The 14,367-nt window shown below is 35.2% G+C and carries 12 protein-coding genes; 5 read left to right on the forward strand and 7 right to left on the reverse strand.

Annotated features, from left to right (window positions below):
• Positions 1-190 precede the first annotated feature (190 nt).
• Positions 191-1,513: a sugar porter family MFS transporter gene (locus FLP_RS05090; protein WP_065448443.1), complete on the forward strand. Its 1,323-nt coding sequence runs from the start codon at positions 191-193 to the stop codon at positions 1,511-1,513.
• A 165-nt stretch (positions 1,514-1,678) separates the two neighbouring features.
• On the opposite strand, the gene FLP_RS05095 is transcribed toward FLP_RS05090, so the two are convergent.
• The 6 genes from FLP_RS05095 to FLP_RS05120 all read right to left on the reverse strand — a co-directional run bounded on the left by FLP_RS05095 (position 1,679) and on the right by FLP_RS05120 (position 8,386).
• Positions 1,679-2,701, reverse strand: a complete 1,023-nt coding sequence (locus tag FLP_RS05095; RefSeq protein WP_065448444.1) for a hypothetical protein — start codon at positions 2,699-2,701, stop codon at positions 1,679-1,681.
• A 240-nt stretch (positions 2,702-2,941) separates the two neighbouring features.
• Entirely contained in the window at positions 2,942-3,613 is a 672-nt protein-coding gene (locus tag FLP_RS05100) for a hypothetical protein (RefSeq protein ID WP_065448445.1), read from the reverse strand.
• Positions 3,614-3,691: 78 nt separating this feature from the next.
• The gene (locus tag FLP_RS05105; RefSeq protein WP_123921646.1) at positions 3,692-4,399 is read right to left on the reverse strand and encodes a DUF5018 domain-containing protein; all 708 of its coding nucleotides are present in this window, start codon (positions 4,397-4,399) and stop codon (positions 3,692-3,694) included.
• A gap of 46 nt (positions 4,400-4,445) precedes the next feature.
• Positions 4,446-5,249: an HmuY family protein gene (locus tag FLP_RS05110; protein WP_065448447.1), complete on the reverse strand. Its 804-nt coding sequence runs from the start codon at positions 5,247-5,249 to the stop codon at positions 4,446-4,448.
• Between the two features lie 7 nt (positions 5,250-5,256).
• Positions 5,257-5,976 carry an HmuY family protein gene (locus FLP_RS05115; protein WP_065448448.1) on the reverse strand — a complete coding sequence of 240 codons (720 nt, stop codon included), beginning with the start codon at positions 5,974-5,976 and terminating at the stop codon, positions 5,257-5,259.
• A 25-nt stretch (positions 5,977-6,001) separates the two neighbouring features.
• Positions 6,002-8,386, reverse strand: coding sequence for a TonB-dependent receptor plug domain-containing protein (locus FLP_RS05120; RefSeq protein ID WP_083195795.1), 2,385 nt, complete (start codon positions 8,384-8,386; stop codon positions 6,002-6,004).
• Positions 8,387-8,986: 600 nt separating this feature from the next.
• Between FLP_RS05120 and FLP_RS05125 the strand changes: the two genes are divergently transcribed.
• The gene (locus FLP_RS05125; protein WP_065448449.1) at positions 8,987-9,445 is read left to right on the forward strand and encodes an RNA methyltransferase; all 459 of its coding nucleotides are present in this window, start codon (positions 8,987-8,989) and stop codon (positions 9,443-9,445) included.
• 57 nt (positions 9,446-9,502) lie between these two features.
• Here FLP_RS05125 and FLP_RS05130 read toward each other — a convergent pair whose 3' ends face one another.
• Positions 9,503-9,859, reverse strand: a complete 357-nt coding sequence (locus FLP_RS05130) for a hypothetical protein (protein ID WP_065448450.1) — start codon at positions 9,857-9,859, stop codon at positions 9,503-9,505.
• Between the two features lie 240 nt (positions 9,860-10,099).
• Between FLP_RS05130 and FLP_RS05135 the strand changes: the two genes are divergently transcribed.
• The 3 genes from FLP_RS05135 to FLP_RS05150 all read left to right on the forward strand — a co-directional run bounded on the left by FLP_RS05135 (position 10,100) and on the right by FLP_RS05150 (position 14,356).
• The gene (locus tag FLP_RS05135; RefSeq protein WP_065448451.1) at positions 10,100-11,134 is read left to right on the forward strand and encodes a LacI family DNA-binding transcriptional regulator; all 1,035 of its coding nucleotides are present in this window, start codon (positions 10,100-10,102) and stop codon (positions 11,132-11,134) included.
• Positions 11,135-11,437: 303 nt separating this feature from the next.
• Entirely contained in the window at positions 11,438-13,600 is a 2,163-nt protein-coding gene (locus FLP_RS05145; protein WP_065448453.1) for an alpha-glucuronidase family glycosyl hydrolase, read from the forward strand.
• Between the two features lie 18 nt (positions 13,601-13,618).
• Positions 13,619-14,356 (forward strand): SDR family NAD(P)-dependent oxidoreductase, encoded by a 738-nt coding sequence (locus FLP_RS05150; protein WP_065448454.1) that lies wholly within the window; start codon positions 13,619-13,621, stop codon positions 14,354-14,356.
• Positions 14,357-14,367: the final 11 nt, after the last annotated feature.

Here is a 14,367-nt window from a genome sequence, read left to right on the forward strand (position 1 = left end):
CTAAAATATCATTTTGTTCCTTTTTGAATACTGAAAAGGTATATATTTGTAATTTAGTAAAACGTTTTAGTAATTGTTTTGAATTTTGAAATTAGTTGGCTCTTTCTATATAAAGGCAAGTTCTGTCATTTATTTTTACAACCAATAATCTGCAAATAAAGTTTATATTATTAAAGTAATAAATACCACTATGAACAAAATATTATTATGGTCTGTTACGGCCGCATTGGCTGGATTTTTATTTGGTTTTGATACCGTTGTAATTTCTGGTGCCGATACCAGATTACAGGAATTATGGCATACTTCGGATGTTTTTCACGGTTCTGTTGTAATGGCTATGGCTTTATGGGGAACTGTGGCAGGAGCTATTTTTGGAGGTATTCCTACCAATGTATTAGGAAGAAAAAAGACCCTTATCTGGATTGGAATTTTATTTTTGGTTTCGGCAATTGGTTCCTCTTTGGCAAACGATCCCTGGACTTTTGCCTTTTTTAGATTTTTAGGCGGATTAGGAATTGGCGCATCGACTATCGCGGCACCGGCTTATGTTTCAGAAATTGCGCCTGCAAAAGATAGAGGAAGATTGGTTTCGCTATATCAGTTTAATATTGTTTTGGGAATTTTGATGGCTTTTTTGTCCAATTATTTATTGCGGGATGCAGGAGAAAATGCCTGGCGATGGATGATTGGTATAATGGCTTTTCCTGCTTTTTTTTATACGGTAATTGTTTTTACGATTCCGGAAAGTCCAAGATGGTTACTTTCTAAATCAAGAATTGATGAAGCCAAAACGATTTTACAAAAAATTGACACTACAGCCCGTATTGAAGATTTAATGCAGGAACTCCATATTGGTCAGGAAGATAATAAGGATTTAAAGAAAGAGACTATATTTTTGAAAAAATACAGATATCCATTAATGCTGGCTTTTTTAATCGCAGTATTTAATCAGTTTTCAGGAATTAATGCATTTTTATATTATGCGCCAAGGATTTTTGCAGAAGCTGGCTTAGAACAAAGTGCAGCCTTAATTAGTAGTGTGGGTATTGGTGTAACTAATTTAATATTTACACTTATTGGTGTTTTTTTAATTGACGTTTTGGGTCGAAAAGTGCTAATGTATATTGGATCTGTTGGCTATATTATTTCTCTGGGATTGGTCTCTATTGCTTTTTTTCTAAAATGGGAAGGCATGCAGGTACCTGTTTTTTTATTCTTATTTATTGCTTCGCATGCCATAGGACAAGGTGCTGTAATTTGGGTTTTTATCTCAGAGATTTTCCCCAATCATTTACGTGCCAGCGGCCAGGCATTTGGTTCATCAGTACATTGGATTCTGGCAGCTATTATTCCATCCATGATTCCTTTTTTATTCTCGACGATTGGAGCCGGAACTGTATTTTTGATTTTTGCTGTAATGATGGTATTTCAATTGCTTTTCGTGATTTTTATGATGCCGGAAACCAAGGGAAAATCTTTGGAAGAACTTCAGAAAACTACTTTTAAAACTTAAGCGATTCAGGATTAGGATGTAAAAGAATAATAATAATAATAATAATGGAAGAAGGAAATTGGGTAAAAATTCCAATAAAAAAACAAATTCCAAGTGTTGAGAAAGTTGAAAAAAAAGCCTTTAGAAATGATTGATCTAAAGGCTTTATTCTTTTCAAAAAAAATATTACTTAATAGTTACACTATAATTTAAAACTGAAGAACCATCATTGGTGGTAAATCTAATTCTGTCATATATTCCTGCAGGAATTCCTGATGGTACTTTTAACACAGCTCTGTAGGGAGTTAGACTTACAATTTCGACAGGATAAATTAAAGTTTTAGCTTTGTTATTATAAAGAACTGCAGCTGTTATGGTATTCATCATTCCACCTCGAATTTCAAAGGTTTCACCAGCTTGTTTCTCGATTGGAGTACCATATCTTTCAGCGGAAAAATAATCAGGTTCTGCAACCTCAACTTTAAACCTGTTATCTACACTTGTGTTTTGCAGTATGTACGCACCATTCTTAATACGCATATCATATTTTCCCGCAGGCATATTGTCAGGAAGAAAGTAGTACACTCCATAATCGGGAAATAATCCGCCGTCTCCAACTCCCAGATAAACTATTTCTGCGGTGTATTCTGTTTTTTTATCAGTAGCATCTACAAAATATACTTTGGTATCTTTAAGACTTAACCATAAATTATCTACGCCGGTTGCCGACTCATTATTGGTCATTCTTTGCATAAAACCTTTGTATAAAAAATCTCCAGTATTATATGTCCAGCTTTTAGGCTCTTTTTGTCTAATATCTATTTTGATGGTATATTTTTTTGTAGTGCCTGCTTTTGAAGTAACAGTATATACAGTACCATATTTAAAAGGAACTTGTGCGCCTGATGCGGGACTAATAGTTGCTTCTGTACCAAGAATAATCTCGGGTTTAATGGTTTCAGGCAATGCCATATAACTGCTCCAGGTAATGATGATAGCATCATCAGTAAGGGATCCATTAATAGCATTATTTTCGGTATCCTTAAAAGTAAATGATTCGATTTGGGTGTATCCGGGAACTTTAATTACATCACCTGGAATGTCATTGATTTTATCAACATATTCTGTATCACAGGAAAAAAAGAGTGTTGATAAGAAAAGTAGTATAGCGGTATGTAAAAATATACCGGTTTTGTTGCTTTTATCCATGATTGTATGGGTTATTTAATTTTTAAAAGATTTTATTTATTAGTTTTGCAGCTCATTGATTGGCTTGCTTTTATTTTTTAAAATGCCTGTACTTTCGATGCTTACGGTAATTTATAAGGCCGTTTGATAGTCATGGGGGAATGATAGGATAGGGGTAATATGCAGAGATCGCCGGTCAGCTTTGCTGCAACTAACCTTTAAACATTTCATGATCCCATGTTCTTTTTTACGCGTTATTAATTATAATACTTTTGTCCAGTTATAGTTTATTGTACTGCTTGAAGTACCTGGAGTAACACTTGTTACTTTAACCAAATAAGCTTCTGTAGCTGATGAAGGACTTGTTACAGATGTAGCATCTGTTCCTGAGTTTGTTTTCCAGATTACAATCGCTTTAGAAGGAGTCATAACATGCGTTGTGATATTGTATGAATAATATCCTAAACCGTAACTTGTTCCTGATATAGTACCGTTATATCCTAATACATTGTATTTGTCTGTTGGAGCGGTACCAAGATTAGCTGCTGCATTTTTTACAGCAACCGCCGTTTTCCAGGTTCCCCACTCATCACAAGTTGAACTTAGGTCTATTGTACCTACATACCATTTTCCCGTATTGCCTACAGGACGTACAGAGGCACCGTAAATTCCTTCCCATTGTACATTTACACCTCCAATTGTCGCAGCAACCGGAGTCCAGTTGGCATCAACAGAGGATGGAGCCTGCCATCTGTTTACAGTTACAGAGGTTGCAGTTACAGTACAAAGATCAAGTAAAGCTTTTTTTGTTAGATTGCTTGATCCTTCTTGTTCTTTTGCTTGTGCTTGTGAATCAACAGTTTGTTCGTCATTGCTACAAGATGTCATTGAAATAGCAGCCAATGCTACAATTGATAAAATTAATTTTTTCATAATTTTTTATATTAAATAGATTAAGTGGCTTATTTCATTACCCTGGCAGCGAAGACAGGCATTTTTTTAATTTCTTATTTAATTGGTGATCCTGAAAGGATATTTCATTGTTTTAGAAACATTATAGCTTTCCATCAGCAGCCAATAATCAGTATCGGTCTGAAGGCCGTTTTCTATTGTAGGAAATGAGTACATAATATAAAAACTTGCAATATCGACTCCATCATTATATTGTTTCAACTGGAATTTTTTGTTTCCTTGTGCATCTACAATAAATAACTTTGTTACTTCATAAGACGGTACGAAGTTTTCTCCTTTTACGGTGAGAGAAGATCCTGCCTGAATGTTAAAAATCTCAGTTTCGGTAGACAATTCTTTTAAAATTATTTCCGGCTGTTGTATCACAATTTTAACGGTATATACAGCAGTTGTTCCATCTGAGGCTTTTGTAGTATAGGTTACGGGAGTTTTACTAAATACGGGTAGTAACTCTGTGGCAACGGGAGAAATTGTAGTTTTTTCCGGTAATGTTATAGCAGTTTCCAGATATTGATATTCGTAAAAAGAGGGCAGATAAACGGTAATCGTTTTTTTTACGTTATCTACAGCACTGTATAAAGCCTGGCTTTCGCCCGGATTTGTGACTTTAAAAGATAGAATGCGTTTTGCATCAAGGTCTGTAACAACTTCTTTAATGGTTTCTCCTTTTACATCTGTCCATCTGTCTTCTTCATTATCACACGAAGTTAAGAGACTAAATAAGATGAAAGCAGTAAAAAATGACATTGTTTTTAATTGGGTAATTTTAATAGTCATGTTAATTAGGATAGAGTTATTTAATTTCAAATTTGGTACTTCCTTTAGGAACCATTACATAGTCAAAAGTGTAGTACATATGCGGAGTATCCTTAAACCACTCGGCAGAAGTGTATACATCTCTGTAAACAGAAATCATTTTAATTTTGGCGTAATTTCCGTTAGCCGTTTTTAGGATAACTGTTCTGGCCGGAATCACAGTTCCGTTCGCAATTTTAAGAGATTCTCCAAGCGCATAAGCTACGTGCGCTTTCTGAGGATTAGTGCCATCAGTTACCACTTCACCTCCAAAATCGTATAAGTACCATCCGGTTCCGTTACCAAAAGAACCTGCATCATCTGTACCGATAAGGTCGATACCTGTTTTGAACTGATTGTCGGCCGGAATATCAACTACATCATTAAAATGTTTGGCGACAATTGTAATTCCTCCCACACCGCCTGCAAGAGAACCGTTATTTTGTGTATTGCTGCCGTTATTTCCAGATAAAAAACTGGCGTAAAGTCCGCCAAATGCTAAGTCCCATTTTTTTGTTTTTTTATAAGAACCTTCCACAGCTTTGTTTTCTTCAAGACTGTAATAGAGCGTTGCCGATGGAGCAGTAGGATTGTCATCAGAAGTGCTTCCCTGATAATTTTTTACATGTATTACTTTATAAAACAAGCCGTTATCGGGTACCTCTGTTCCGGGATTTTCACCACCGTTTTCTGAATCTGCGGGTTTATCATCTGATGAGCATGCTGTTAGTAGTACAGCAAGGAGCAAAAGCGGCAAAAGTATTTGTGGTATTGCTTTAATTATGGTTTTAATTTTTTTCATCGAATAATTAGTTTGTGTTTAAATTTTTGCTTCCGTCATTTTGAACATAATATTTAAAGGTAAAATAAGGCGCTGGCCAGTTAAGGTCAGTTACAGCAGGCGGATTGCCTTTATAAGCATTTATGAGCTGCAGTTTGGCATATTTCCCATTCGGAAGTCTTATTGCATAGGTACGATTTGGAATCGACTGCATAATATGACTGCTTAAACTGTAATAAAACCAGCCAGCAGAACTTTCAGATGATGCCCAGCCTATTTTGGTCACTTCGCTGCTATCAAAATTGGCATCAGAAGGAGCCTGGCTTACATTTTTATAATCTTCATTAACCAGAATCACAGCTGTTTTTTCGGCTGGACCGCCAAAACCGGGATTGTATTGGTATTTTGCATTATTTACAAAAACTTCACTATTATAAGGCCCCGTAAAAGCCAAATCCCAGTTGGATGTTTTCATATATTGCAAAGAATCCGCTTTTGTGTGAAGCCATATTTGTTTTTGATCACTAAAACGGAAAAGAAAAGTATGAAAGCTTCTTTGTTCTTTGCCATCTGTACCGCCACCCATAGAAGCTCCGGTATCTCCAGCAAGATCTGTGATTACTGTACTTTTACCATCTGCCAGAGAAGCAGTTGTATCTTCTTCATTACTGCTGCACGAGCTGAAAAATGTTACTGTAAAAAGTAGTAGCAGTGCGCTGTATTTTTTAACGGTTTTGTTTGTTATCATTTAGAAAGTATTAATGTTTATTATTTTATTGATCTTTAAAGAATCGGTAACTTACGCCGGCCAGAAGAATTCTTCCGGGCTGTCCGGGCATTAGCGGATCGGTATAATTGAAAATATTATCTGCAGTAAATCTGATGCTGAGATGGTCTTTTAGCAAGCGTTTTTCCAGACTGGCATTGGTAAGCCAATATTCTTTTACAAAAATATCGTACTTATCGATGAATTGATTTCCGTTGCGATCTCCAAACGGATATTTGCCCCTAAAGTTTACCCTTACATTGGCATTAAGTTTCCAGGGAGTATAATTGTAAAAAACAGCTGCGTTTGCCATATGACGGGAACGATTTTCAATTCCCCAATAATCAGATGGACGCGGCTTATAAGAGTTTCCTGTGGCGGGATGATGTATGTTTTGACTATAAGGCCATTTTCCTGCACTGATACTGTCTTTTACGCTAAGGTCTTTCGCAATTAAGTATTGATATCCTGTACTTATTTCCAGATTTTTTAGTGGACTGTATTTGATGCCAATTTCAAAGCCTTTGTTCACGGCTTCAGGAAGATTTTGATAGGTGTAGATAATCCTGTTGTTTGTACCTGTAGCAACTTGTATGCTGTTGATTTGATTGGTTATTTTATGATAAAATACATTTCCTTCGATTTTAAATTTTTTAGAAGGCTCCAGAATTAATCCTGCATTGTAAGATGTGCTTTTTTCAGCCTGAAGATTTCCGGCGGTTTGATTAAGTACGTATTGCCTAATTTCACTTATCTGTCCGTCTTGTTGCATTTGCTGTAGAGTAGGAGCGAGGACTGCATTACCAATAACCAGATAGTTGCTGCTGGAATTGTAAAACACTAAGTAGTTGGTTTTGAAATCAGGAGCTTTAAAACCTGTACCAATTCCGGCCTTAAAAGTTATTTTGGGAGTCATGAAATACTGCAATCCAAAACTTGGATTCAGTCTTCCTCCAAAATTATTGGTATGGTCGTAGCGCAATCCGCCAACAGCTTTTAATTTCTGAAAAGGTGTCCATTCGCCCTGAATAAAAGAAAAGAAATTTTCTAATGAATTTACATTGTTTAGTGCGTTGTCATTCATGTTTTCTAGGCTTCCGCCAACGCCTCCAACAAGCTGATATGAATTGTTATTACTGTACGAAAATTGCTGTTCAAATCGGTGGAGTGTTTGTTTAAAAACATCCTGACTTACAGCATTATTGGTTTGCTGCCAGGCAACACTCATATCTGCAGTGTAGTAGGTAAGATAATATCTGGTGATGCTTCTGAGATTGCTATTAAAACGATGATCGAAAGAAACAGAAAGGTTAAGATCCTGTTCGTCCTGATTATCACCGGAAATATGACCCAAACCAAAATCCTTCTGCATAAAAGAACGGCGCAAACCATAACGTCCGCTTAAATTAAGAAAGCTTTTTTCATTGATTTGATAACGGGATCTTCCTTGTAAACTGTAATTATCGTACGGCGGAGATGTATTTCCTTTTATATATTTCGAATTTGTATTGTAACCGTCTGTTCTGTAATAATTAGCAGCAAGATTTGCGGTTCCTTTGTTTTGTAAAAATGGTGTTTCTCCTTCGAGTGTAGCGTCTATAATATTCAGCGATCCGTAGCTTAAAGAAGCCTGCATTTGCGGATCGATAACTCCATGTCTTGTAATAATATTAATAGTACCGCCAAGAGCTTCGCTGCCATAGAGACTTGACGAAGCGCCTTTGATAATCTCGATGCGTTCAATATTTGAAACACTAATTCGGGAAAGATCAAAATTTCCGTTATTTCTCCCCACCATAGGCTGCCCGTCTATGAGCACCATGATGTATTCACTGCCAAACCCCTGCATTTGTACGCCTACTGATCTCGCACCGCCGCTTATATTATTGACGACAGCAATCCCGGTTTGTTCTTTTAATACTTCATCAAGTCTTCTGCTGCCCATTAATTCTATCGTTTTTCGGTCAATTATGGTAACAGGCATGGCGCTGTATTGTGCGTTGACCAGGTTTTCGGGATTATTCTTAGCAACACGGCCTACTACGCTTACTTCTTTTAGGTCAATACCAGCTTCCATCTTGATATGAAGAGGTTTAGCGGCATGTCCGTCCAGAATAATCTCTTGTATGTAATCTTTAAATCCCATGTTAGTGACTGTTATAGTATACTTTCCGTTTGCTAATCCGGAAAATGAAAAAGAACCATTGCTGCCCGATGTTGCGATTTTTCCACCCGGCTCTAATATTATCATTGCTTTTGATAATGGATCTTCTGAATGATAAACCGATCCTTTTATCGAATTCGTTTGCGATTGTATTAAGCTACATTGTAACAAAATAAAACCTGTAATAATCATTTTTGGTATAGAACTGTAAGTGTTGGTATTTCTCATTGGTGAATTATCAATTGCTTAATTTGAAAAAAACAAAGCAACTATTCTTATTTAGACTGTGTAAAAATAGTAATTATAGATTTAGTAATAGTATTTTTTTACATAATTGAATTTTAAGAAAAGATGCAAAAGGAATACTACTTCAATAAATAAATGAGATAATTGTATTTAAATTGCTTAATTTTAAATGTTTAAAAAATAATTAAATTAACGCCTAATTTTATTTTTTAAGATTAATTTAACATAATTTCCACGTAAGATCTATGTTTTTTTAGCCTGTTGAATAAGAGAATTGTCTTACTTTATTGATTATTTTAAACCAATTATTAAGATCAAAAGCTTGTAATTAACATTTTATTTTGAATTGAAATCTAGTTGTTTAGTAATAATTGCGATTAAAAAAGCTGTGCAAAAGAGGATTTTGGTAAAAGATAAAATAAGCAGATGTTTATAGTTGCGAAGTCTGCAAGCTTGATCTTATGGAAGAAAGTCCTAATAAAGTAACTGTAATAGAAATATTTAAATATGTCCTGAAAAGGATTTTTGTTCTTCTTCATATAAAAATTGATTTATCTATTTACAGTTTGTATTTTTGCCTTTATGAATGATAATTTTATAAATGAATATTTCGGAATAGGAATACAAAATGGAAAAACGCCTGAAAATTTAGGTGTTTTGTGGCGATCGGCTCAAAACTTAGGAGCTACTTTTATCTTTACTATTGGTAATCGATATGCCAAACAAGCCTGTGATACTCACGATGCAGTAAAAGCAATTCCTTATTTTCATTACGATACTTTTGAAGCATTTTTTGACAACTTACCTAAAGGCGCCCGATTGGTTGGTGTTGAATTAGATGAAAAAGCTTCAGATTTAGAAACCTTTGAACATCCGCGCCGTTGTGTTTATTTATTGGGAGCAGAAGACCATGGCTTATCCAGAAAAGTAATGGATAAATGCCATCATTTAATTAAATTTAAATCAGAAAAAAGTTTAAATGTAGCTGTTGCAGGAACTATTATTATGTACGACAGAAACCTGCCTAAACCGCGATCTTAAAAAGCGGTTATCGCATTTTTGTAAATAGAGAAATAAAAAAAGTATAATAAACCCAGTCTAGTTTAGATTTTTATTATTGAGCCTTAAACAGTGCTCTGTACCTAAATAGAGCGGATTTCCGTGTTTTTCGGACCAAAAGCCTTCCAGTACATCTTTGTTGATGCATCTGTAAACAGCTATCCCTTTGTATATTTTTTTGTCATCTCCTCTGTAGTTAAAGTTAATGACTAAAATATTATCTTTAAAAAAACCATGACCGTTTTGTTGTTGGGTATTGTTGATTAGCCAGTTAGCAATAATGCGATTGTTTTCATCGAGCGAAAGACTCAAAATACCTTTATATGTTATTTGATTACTTTCGTCCTGATTGCTTCCTGAAATGGAATAATTACCAATTAAATCTTGTACAGTCATTTATTTTTCGATGCAGTATTAGTAGTGCAGTATTACTTGAATTAAAAGATGTCGAAATACAATGATAAGAATCTGAACAAAATAAACCAAACAATACTTATTCTTTTTTAGCAGAATAAAGATGAAGATAGCATTTTATAGTAAAAGGACTAAATCGAACAACCGATTGTGTGAAAAGAAATTTTTTCAACTGTAATAGAATTAAAATAATTACATTTACTCATTATACTATAGTAAGTAATGGAAGAACATAAACACGTAACGATATACGATATTGCCGAGAAGCTTAATCTTGCGACATCGACAATTTCTAGAGCTTTAAAAGATCATCATACTATTAGTGATAAGACAATTAAAAAGGTGAAGCAAACGGCCAAGGAAATGGGTTTTGTCCCAAATACTCTGGCTGCGGGTTTAAGAGGCAATAAATCAAGAACTATTGGTGTTTTAATCCCAACGATAACCCAGCCCTTTTTATCTTCTTTGATTAGTGGTATCGAAATTGCCGCTCAAAAGTCTGAATATTCGGTACTTATTATGCAGTCGCATGATTCGTACGAGACAGAAGTAGATCTGGCAAAATCCTTATATAGTAACAGGGTAAGTGGAGTTATTTGCTCTCTGGCAATGGAGACTAAGGATACTTCTCATTTTCAGCAATTTTCCAACAATAATATTCCCCTTGTATTTGTTGACAGGGTTCCAAGAGATTATGATACATTTCGTGTTGTAATTAATAATTACCTGGCTGGTTATAAGGCGACAAAGCACCTGATCGAACAAGGATGCAGGAGAATTGCTCATCTAACTGCCGGATCAGAATTTGGAACTTTATATAATGAACGTAAAAGAGGTTATATTGATGCATTATTAGAACATGAACTTTCTGTAGAAGACGATTTGATTATAAGTCTAAAAGAAATGACGTATGAAGATGGTGTAAAGGCCTGCAATAAATTATTTGATTTAAAGCTTCCTCCTGACGGGCTTTTTGCGCCTGGAGATATTCTTGCTGTCAGCGCTGTTCAAACGGCTAAAAAAAGAGGAATTAAAATACCACAAGATTTTGCAGTAATAGGATTTAATAATGATCCAATCTCAGAAATCATTGAGCCTAATATTTCGACTATCACACATCCTGCGGAGAAGATGGGGAGAGCCGCGGCCGAATTAATTATTAAAAATCTAAAATCTTCTAAAGAAGAAGAGGATGCTAAAGAAATAACATTTTTAAATACACAAGTCCTTATTCGTGAATCTTCAAAGCGGATTTAGAATTTATTTAAAACGATCTTATAACCTGTTAATCGCTGTATTAACAGGTTATTTTTTTTCTATACAAATTCTTTTTAAGCTCCATGGATAATAATTCAGTACCTTAATAAAAGAGCAAAACAGGAAAATAAATTGTTTTTTATTTTTTTATTGGCATATTTTTGTATTTTAGCACAACCGATTGCACAAGCTTTAATATTCTTAATAATATATTTTTTTGGCATTTTTTTTACCAAATAGTAATATTTTAACTGAATTTGTAATTTTCGCCTCAATGATAAATTTAAAAACAGCAACTATAAAATGACGCAATTAAAAAAGACTTTTACCCAATCCATTGTACTTATTTTTGTAGTTTGTTGGTCCGCTTCGGCTCAAAAGGACTATAAATTATGGTTGCAATACAATAAGACTACTGATGCTGACGTAGCGGCTGGATATCATTTTAATATTCAGGGAATCGTTTCTTTTGGAAAATCTGAGACTATAAAAATTGCCTGTGCAGAACTACGGTTAGGTTTGAGCGGGATGTTAGGAAAGGAATTTGAAATTAAAAAAATGGCTGGAGGAGATCACAATATTATTTTAGGTTCTAAAGAAGTACTAGATCCTGAAATTCAAAAAGAAATAGGAAGTTTTGATCAGATTAATAAAGAAGGTTTTATCATTAAATCCATTTCCTTAAAAAATAAGAAACAAATTGTCATTGCCGGAAAAAGTGATGTTGGGGTTTTGTACGGTGTGTATCACTTTTTAAGATTAATGCAAACCAATAAATCAATCACAGATTTAAAAATTGTTGATGCTCCAAAAATAAATCTTCGTCTATTAAACCATTGGGACAATTTAGACAGAACTGTCGAGCGTGGTTATGCTGGCTTTTCGTTATGGAATTGGCAAAAATTACCTGATTTTATAGATCAGCGTTATATTGATTATGCAAGGGCAAATGCCTCGATTGGGATCAACGGAACAGTTTTAACCAATGTAAATGCAAATGCGTTGATTTTGACTCCTCAATACCTGGAAAAAGTAGAAGCTTTAGCGAATGTATTTCGTCCTTACGGAATAAAAGTATATTTAACAGCCCGTTTTTCGGCACCAATAGAAATTGGCGGTTTAAAAACAGCCGATCCAAAAGATGCGAAAGTAGCCAATTGGTGGAAAGAGAAAGCAAAAGAGATTTATAAAAGAATTCCTGATTTTGGAGGATTTCTGGTAAAAGCAAATTCTGAAGGACAACCCGGACCTCAAAATTACGGAAGAGATCATGTCGACGGAGCCAATATGTTAGCAGATGCCGTAGCACCTTTTGGCGGCGTTATTATGTGGAGAGCATTTGTATATTCTGAACATGATGCAAATGACAGGGCGAAACAAGCTTACGCCGAATTTCAGCCCTATGACGGAAAATTTAAAGACAATGTAATTGTTCAGGTAAAAAATGGCGCGATCGATTTTCAGCCCAGAGAGCCTTTTCATCCTCTCTTTGGCGCAATGCCAAAAACGCCAATTATGATGGAATTTCAAATTACACAGGAATATTTAGGTTTTAGTACCCATTTGGTTTTTCTGCCAAAATTATTTCAGGAAGTTCTGGAATCAGATACTTTTCAAAAAGGAAAAGGTTCAACCGTTGCCAAAGTCGTTGATGGAACTTTAACTCAACATAAGCTTACCGGAATTGCCGGGGTTTCGAATATAGGAAATGATCTCAACTGGACCGGGCATCCTTTTGCACAGGCAAATTGGTACGGTTTCGGAAGATTAGCATGGGATCCTTATTTAAATTCGGAAATAATCGCTGATGAATGGTTGCGATGTACTTTTTCGAACAATGAAAACTTCATTAAACCAGTCAAGGAAATATTGTTAACGTCACGGGAAGCGGTTGTAAATTATATGACACCACTTGGTTTGCATCATATTATGGATACAGGGCATCACTATGGTCCGGGACCGTGGGTTTCTAATTTATCCAGACCAGAATGGAATCCAACTTATTATCACAAAGCAGATAAAAATGGAATTGGTTTCGACCGATCAAAAACAGGAACCAATGCCACAGGTCAATATGCGGCGGAAGTAGAGCAGGTTTTTGACAATCTAAAAACTTGTCCTGAACAGGATTTATTATGGTTTCATCATGTATCGTGGGATTACAAATTAAAAAATGGCCAAACACTCTGGAACGGTTTGGCTTTAAAATACCAAGAAGGAGTAAATCAGGTTCAGGAAATGCAAAACACCTGGAATAAAGCGGAAAAATATGTGGACAGCGAACGTTTTAAAGAAGTTCAAATGTTGCTGGAAATTCAATATAAAGAATCAAAATGGTGGCGCGATGCCTGTTTGCTGTATTTTCAGCAATATTCAGGTAAAGAATTACCGGTTGGAGTAGAAAAACCAACACAAACTTTAGAGTATTTCAAATCATTAAAATTTCCGTTTGCACCGGGAAATTAAGTACATAAAAAAAATAATATGAATACAAAAACAGCAATTGTAACCGGAGGAAATTCAGGTTTAGGTTTTGCAACCGCGAAGAAATTATGTGATAACGGAATCACAACCTATATCATTGGAAGATCAAAAGAAAAAACAGAAGAAGCTTGCGCTGAAATTGGTGCAAATGCAATTCCTGTTTTATTTGATTTGAATGATATTGCGGGAATTCCTGCGATGATGGCAAGTATAACAAAAAATAATCCTATCGATATTTTGGTAAATAATGCCGGAATTAATTTAAAGAAAGAGTTTTTGGATGTAACCGATGAAGATTTTCTTTCGATAATTCATACTAATTTGTTAAGTGTTTTTGCCGTGAGTAAAGCTGTAGTAAAAAACATGAAAGATAATAACGGCGGAAATATTATCAATATTAGTTCAATGGCATCGCAATACGGAATTCCAAAAGTAATTGCTTACTCGGCAAGTAAAGGCGCAATAGAATCTATGACAAGAGCGATGGCAGTAGAATTGGCTCCGTTTGGCATTCGTGTCAATTGTGTGGCTCCGGGTTTTATAAAAACCAAAATGTCGGCAAAAGCGCTGGACAGTGATCCGGAACGTAAAAATAAAGTGCTGTCGAGAACTCCAATGGGAATTTTAGGAGAACCTTCGGATATTGCAGATGCGGTTTTTTATTTTGCGTCAAGCGAATCTAAATTTACAACAGGAACTATTTTGCCGGTTGATGGCGGAAACAGTATTGGCTTTTAATTAAAAGGAAT

Origin of the sequence: Flavobacterium piscis (assembly GCF_001686925.1) — a bacterium.
GTDB lineage: Bacteria > Bacteroidota > Bacteroidia > Flavobacteriales > Flavobacteriaceae > Flavobacterium > Flavobacterium piscis.

Coding starts and splice junctions, on each gene's coding strand:
- FLP_RS05090 (WP_065448443.1), top strand. CDS start 191: ATGAACAAAATATTATTATGGTCTGTTACGGCCGCATTGGCTGGATTT.
- FLP_RS05095 (WP_065448444.1), bottom strand. CDS start 2,701: ATGGATAAAAGCAACAAAACCGGTATATTTTTACATACCGCTATACTA.
- FLP_RS05100 (WP_065448445.1), bottom strand. CDS start 3,613: ATGAAAAAATTAATTTTATCAATTGTAGCATTGGCTGCTATTTCAATG.
- FLP_RS05105 (WP_123921646.1), bottom strand. CDS start 4,399: ATGTCATTTTTTACTGCTTTCATCTTATTTAGTCTCTTAACTTCGTGT.
- FLP_RS05110 (WP_065448447.1), bottom strand. CDS start 5,249: ATGAAAAAAATTAAAACCATAATTAAAGCAATACCACAAATACTTTTG.
- FLP_RS05115 (WP_065448448.1), bottom strand. CDS start 5,976: ATGATAACAAACAAAACCGTTAAAAAATACAGCGCACTGCTACTACTT.
- FLP_RS05120 (WP_083195795.1), bottom strand. CDS start 8,386: ATGAGAAATACCAACACTTACAGTTCTATACCAAAAATGATTATTACA.
- FLP_RS05125 (WP_065448449.1), top strand. CDS start 8,987: ATGAATGATAATTTTATAAATGAATATTTCGGAATAGGAATACAAAAT.
- FLP_RS05130 (WP_065448450.1), bottom strand. CDS start 9,859: ATGACTGTACAAGATTTAATTGGTAATTATTCCATTTCAGGAAGCAAT.
- FLP_RS05135 (WP_065448451.1), top strand. CDS start 10,100: ATGGAAGAACATAAACACGTAACGATATACGATATTGCCGAGAAGCTT.
- FLP_RS05145 (WP_065448453.1), top strand. CDS start 11,438: ATGACGCAATTAAAAAAGACTTTTACCCAATCCATTGTACTTATTTTT.
- FLP_RS05150 (WP_065448454.1), top strand. CDS start 13,619: ATGAATACAAAAACAGCAATTGTAACCGGAGGAAATTCAGGTTTAGGT.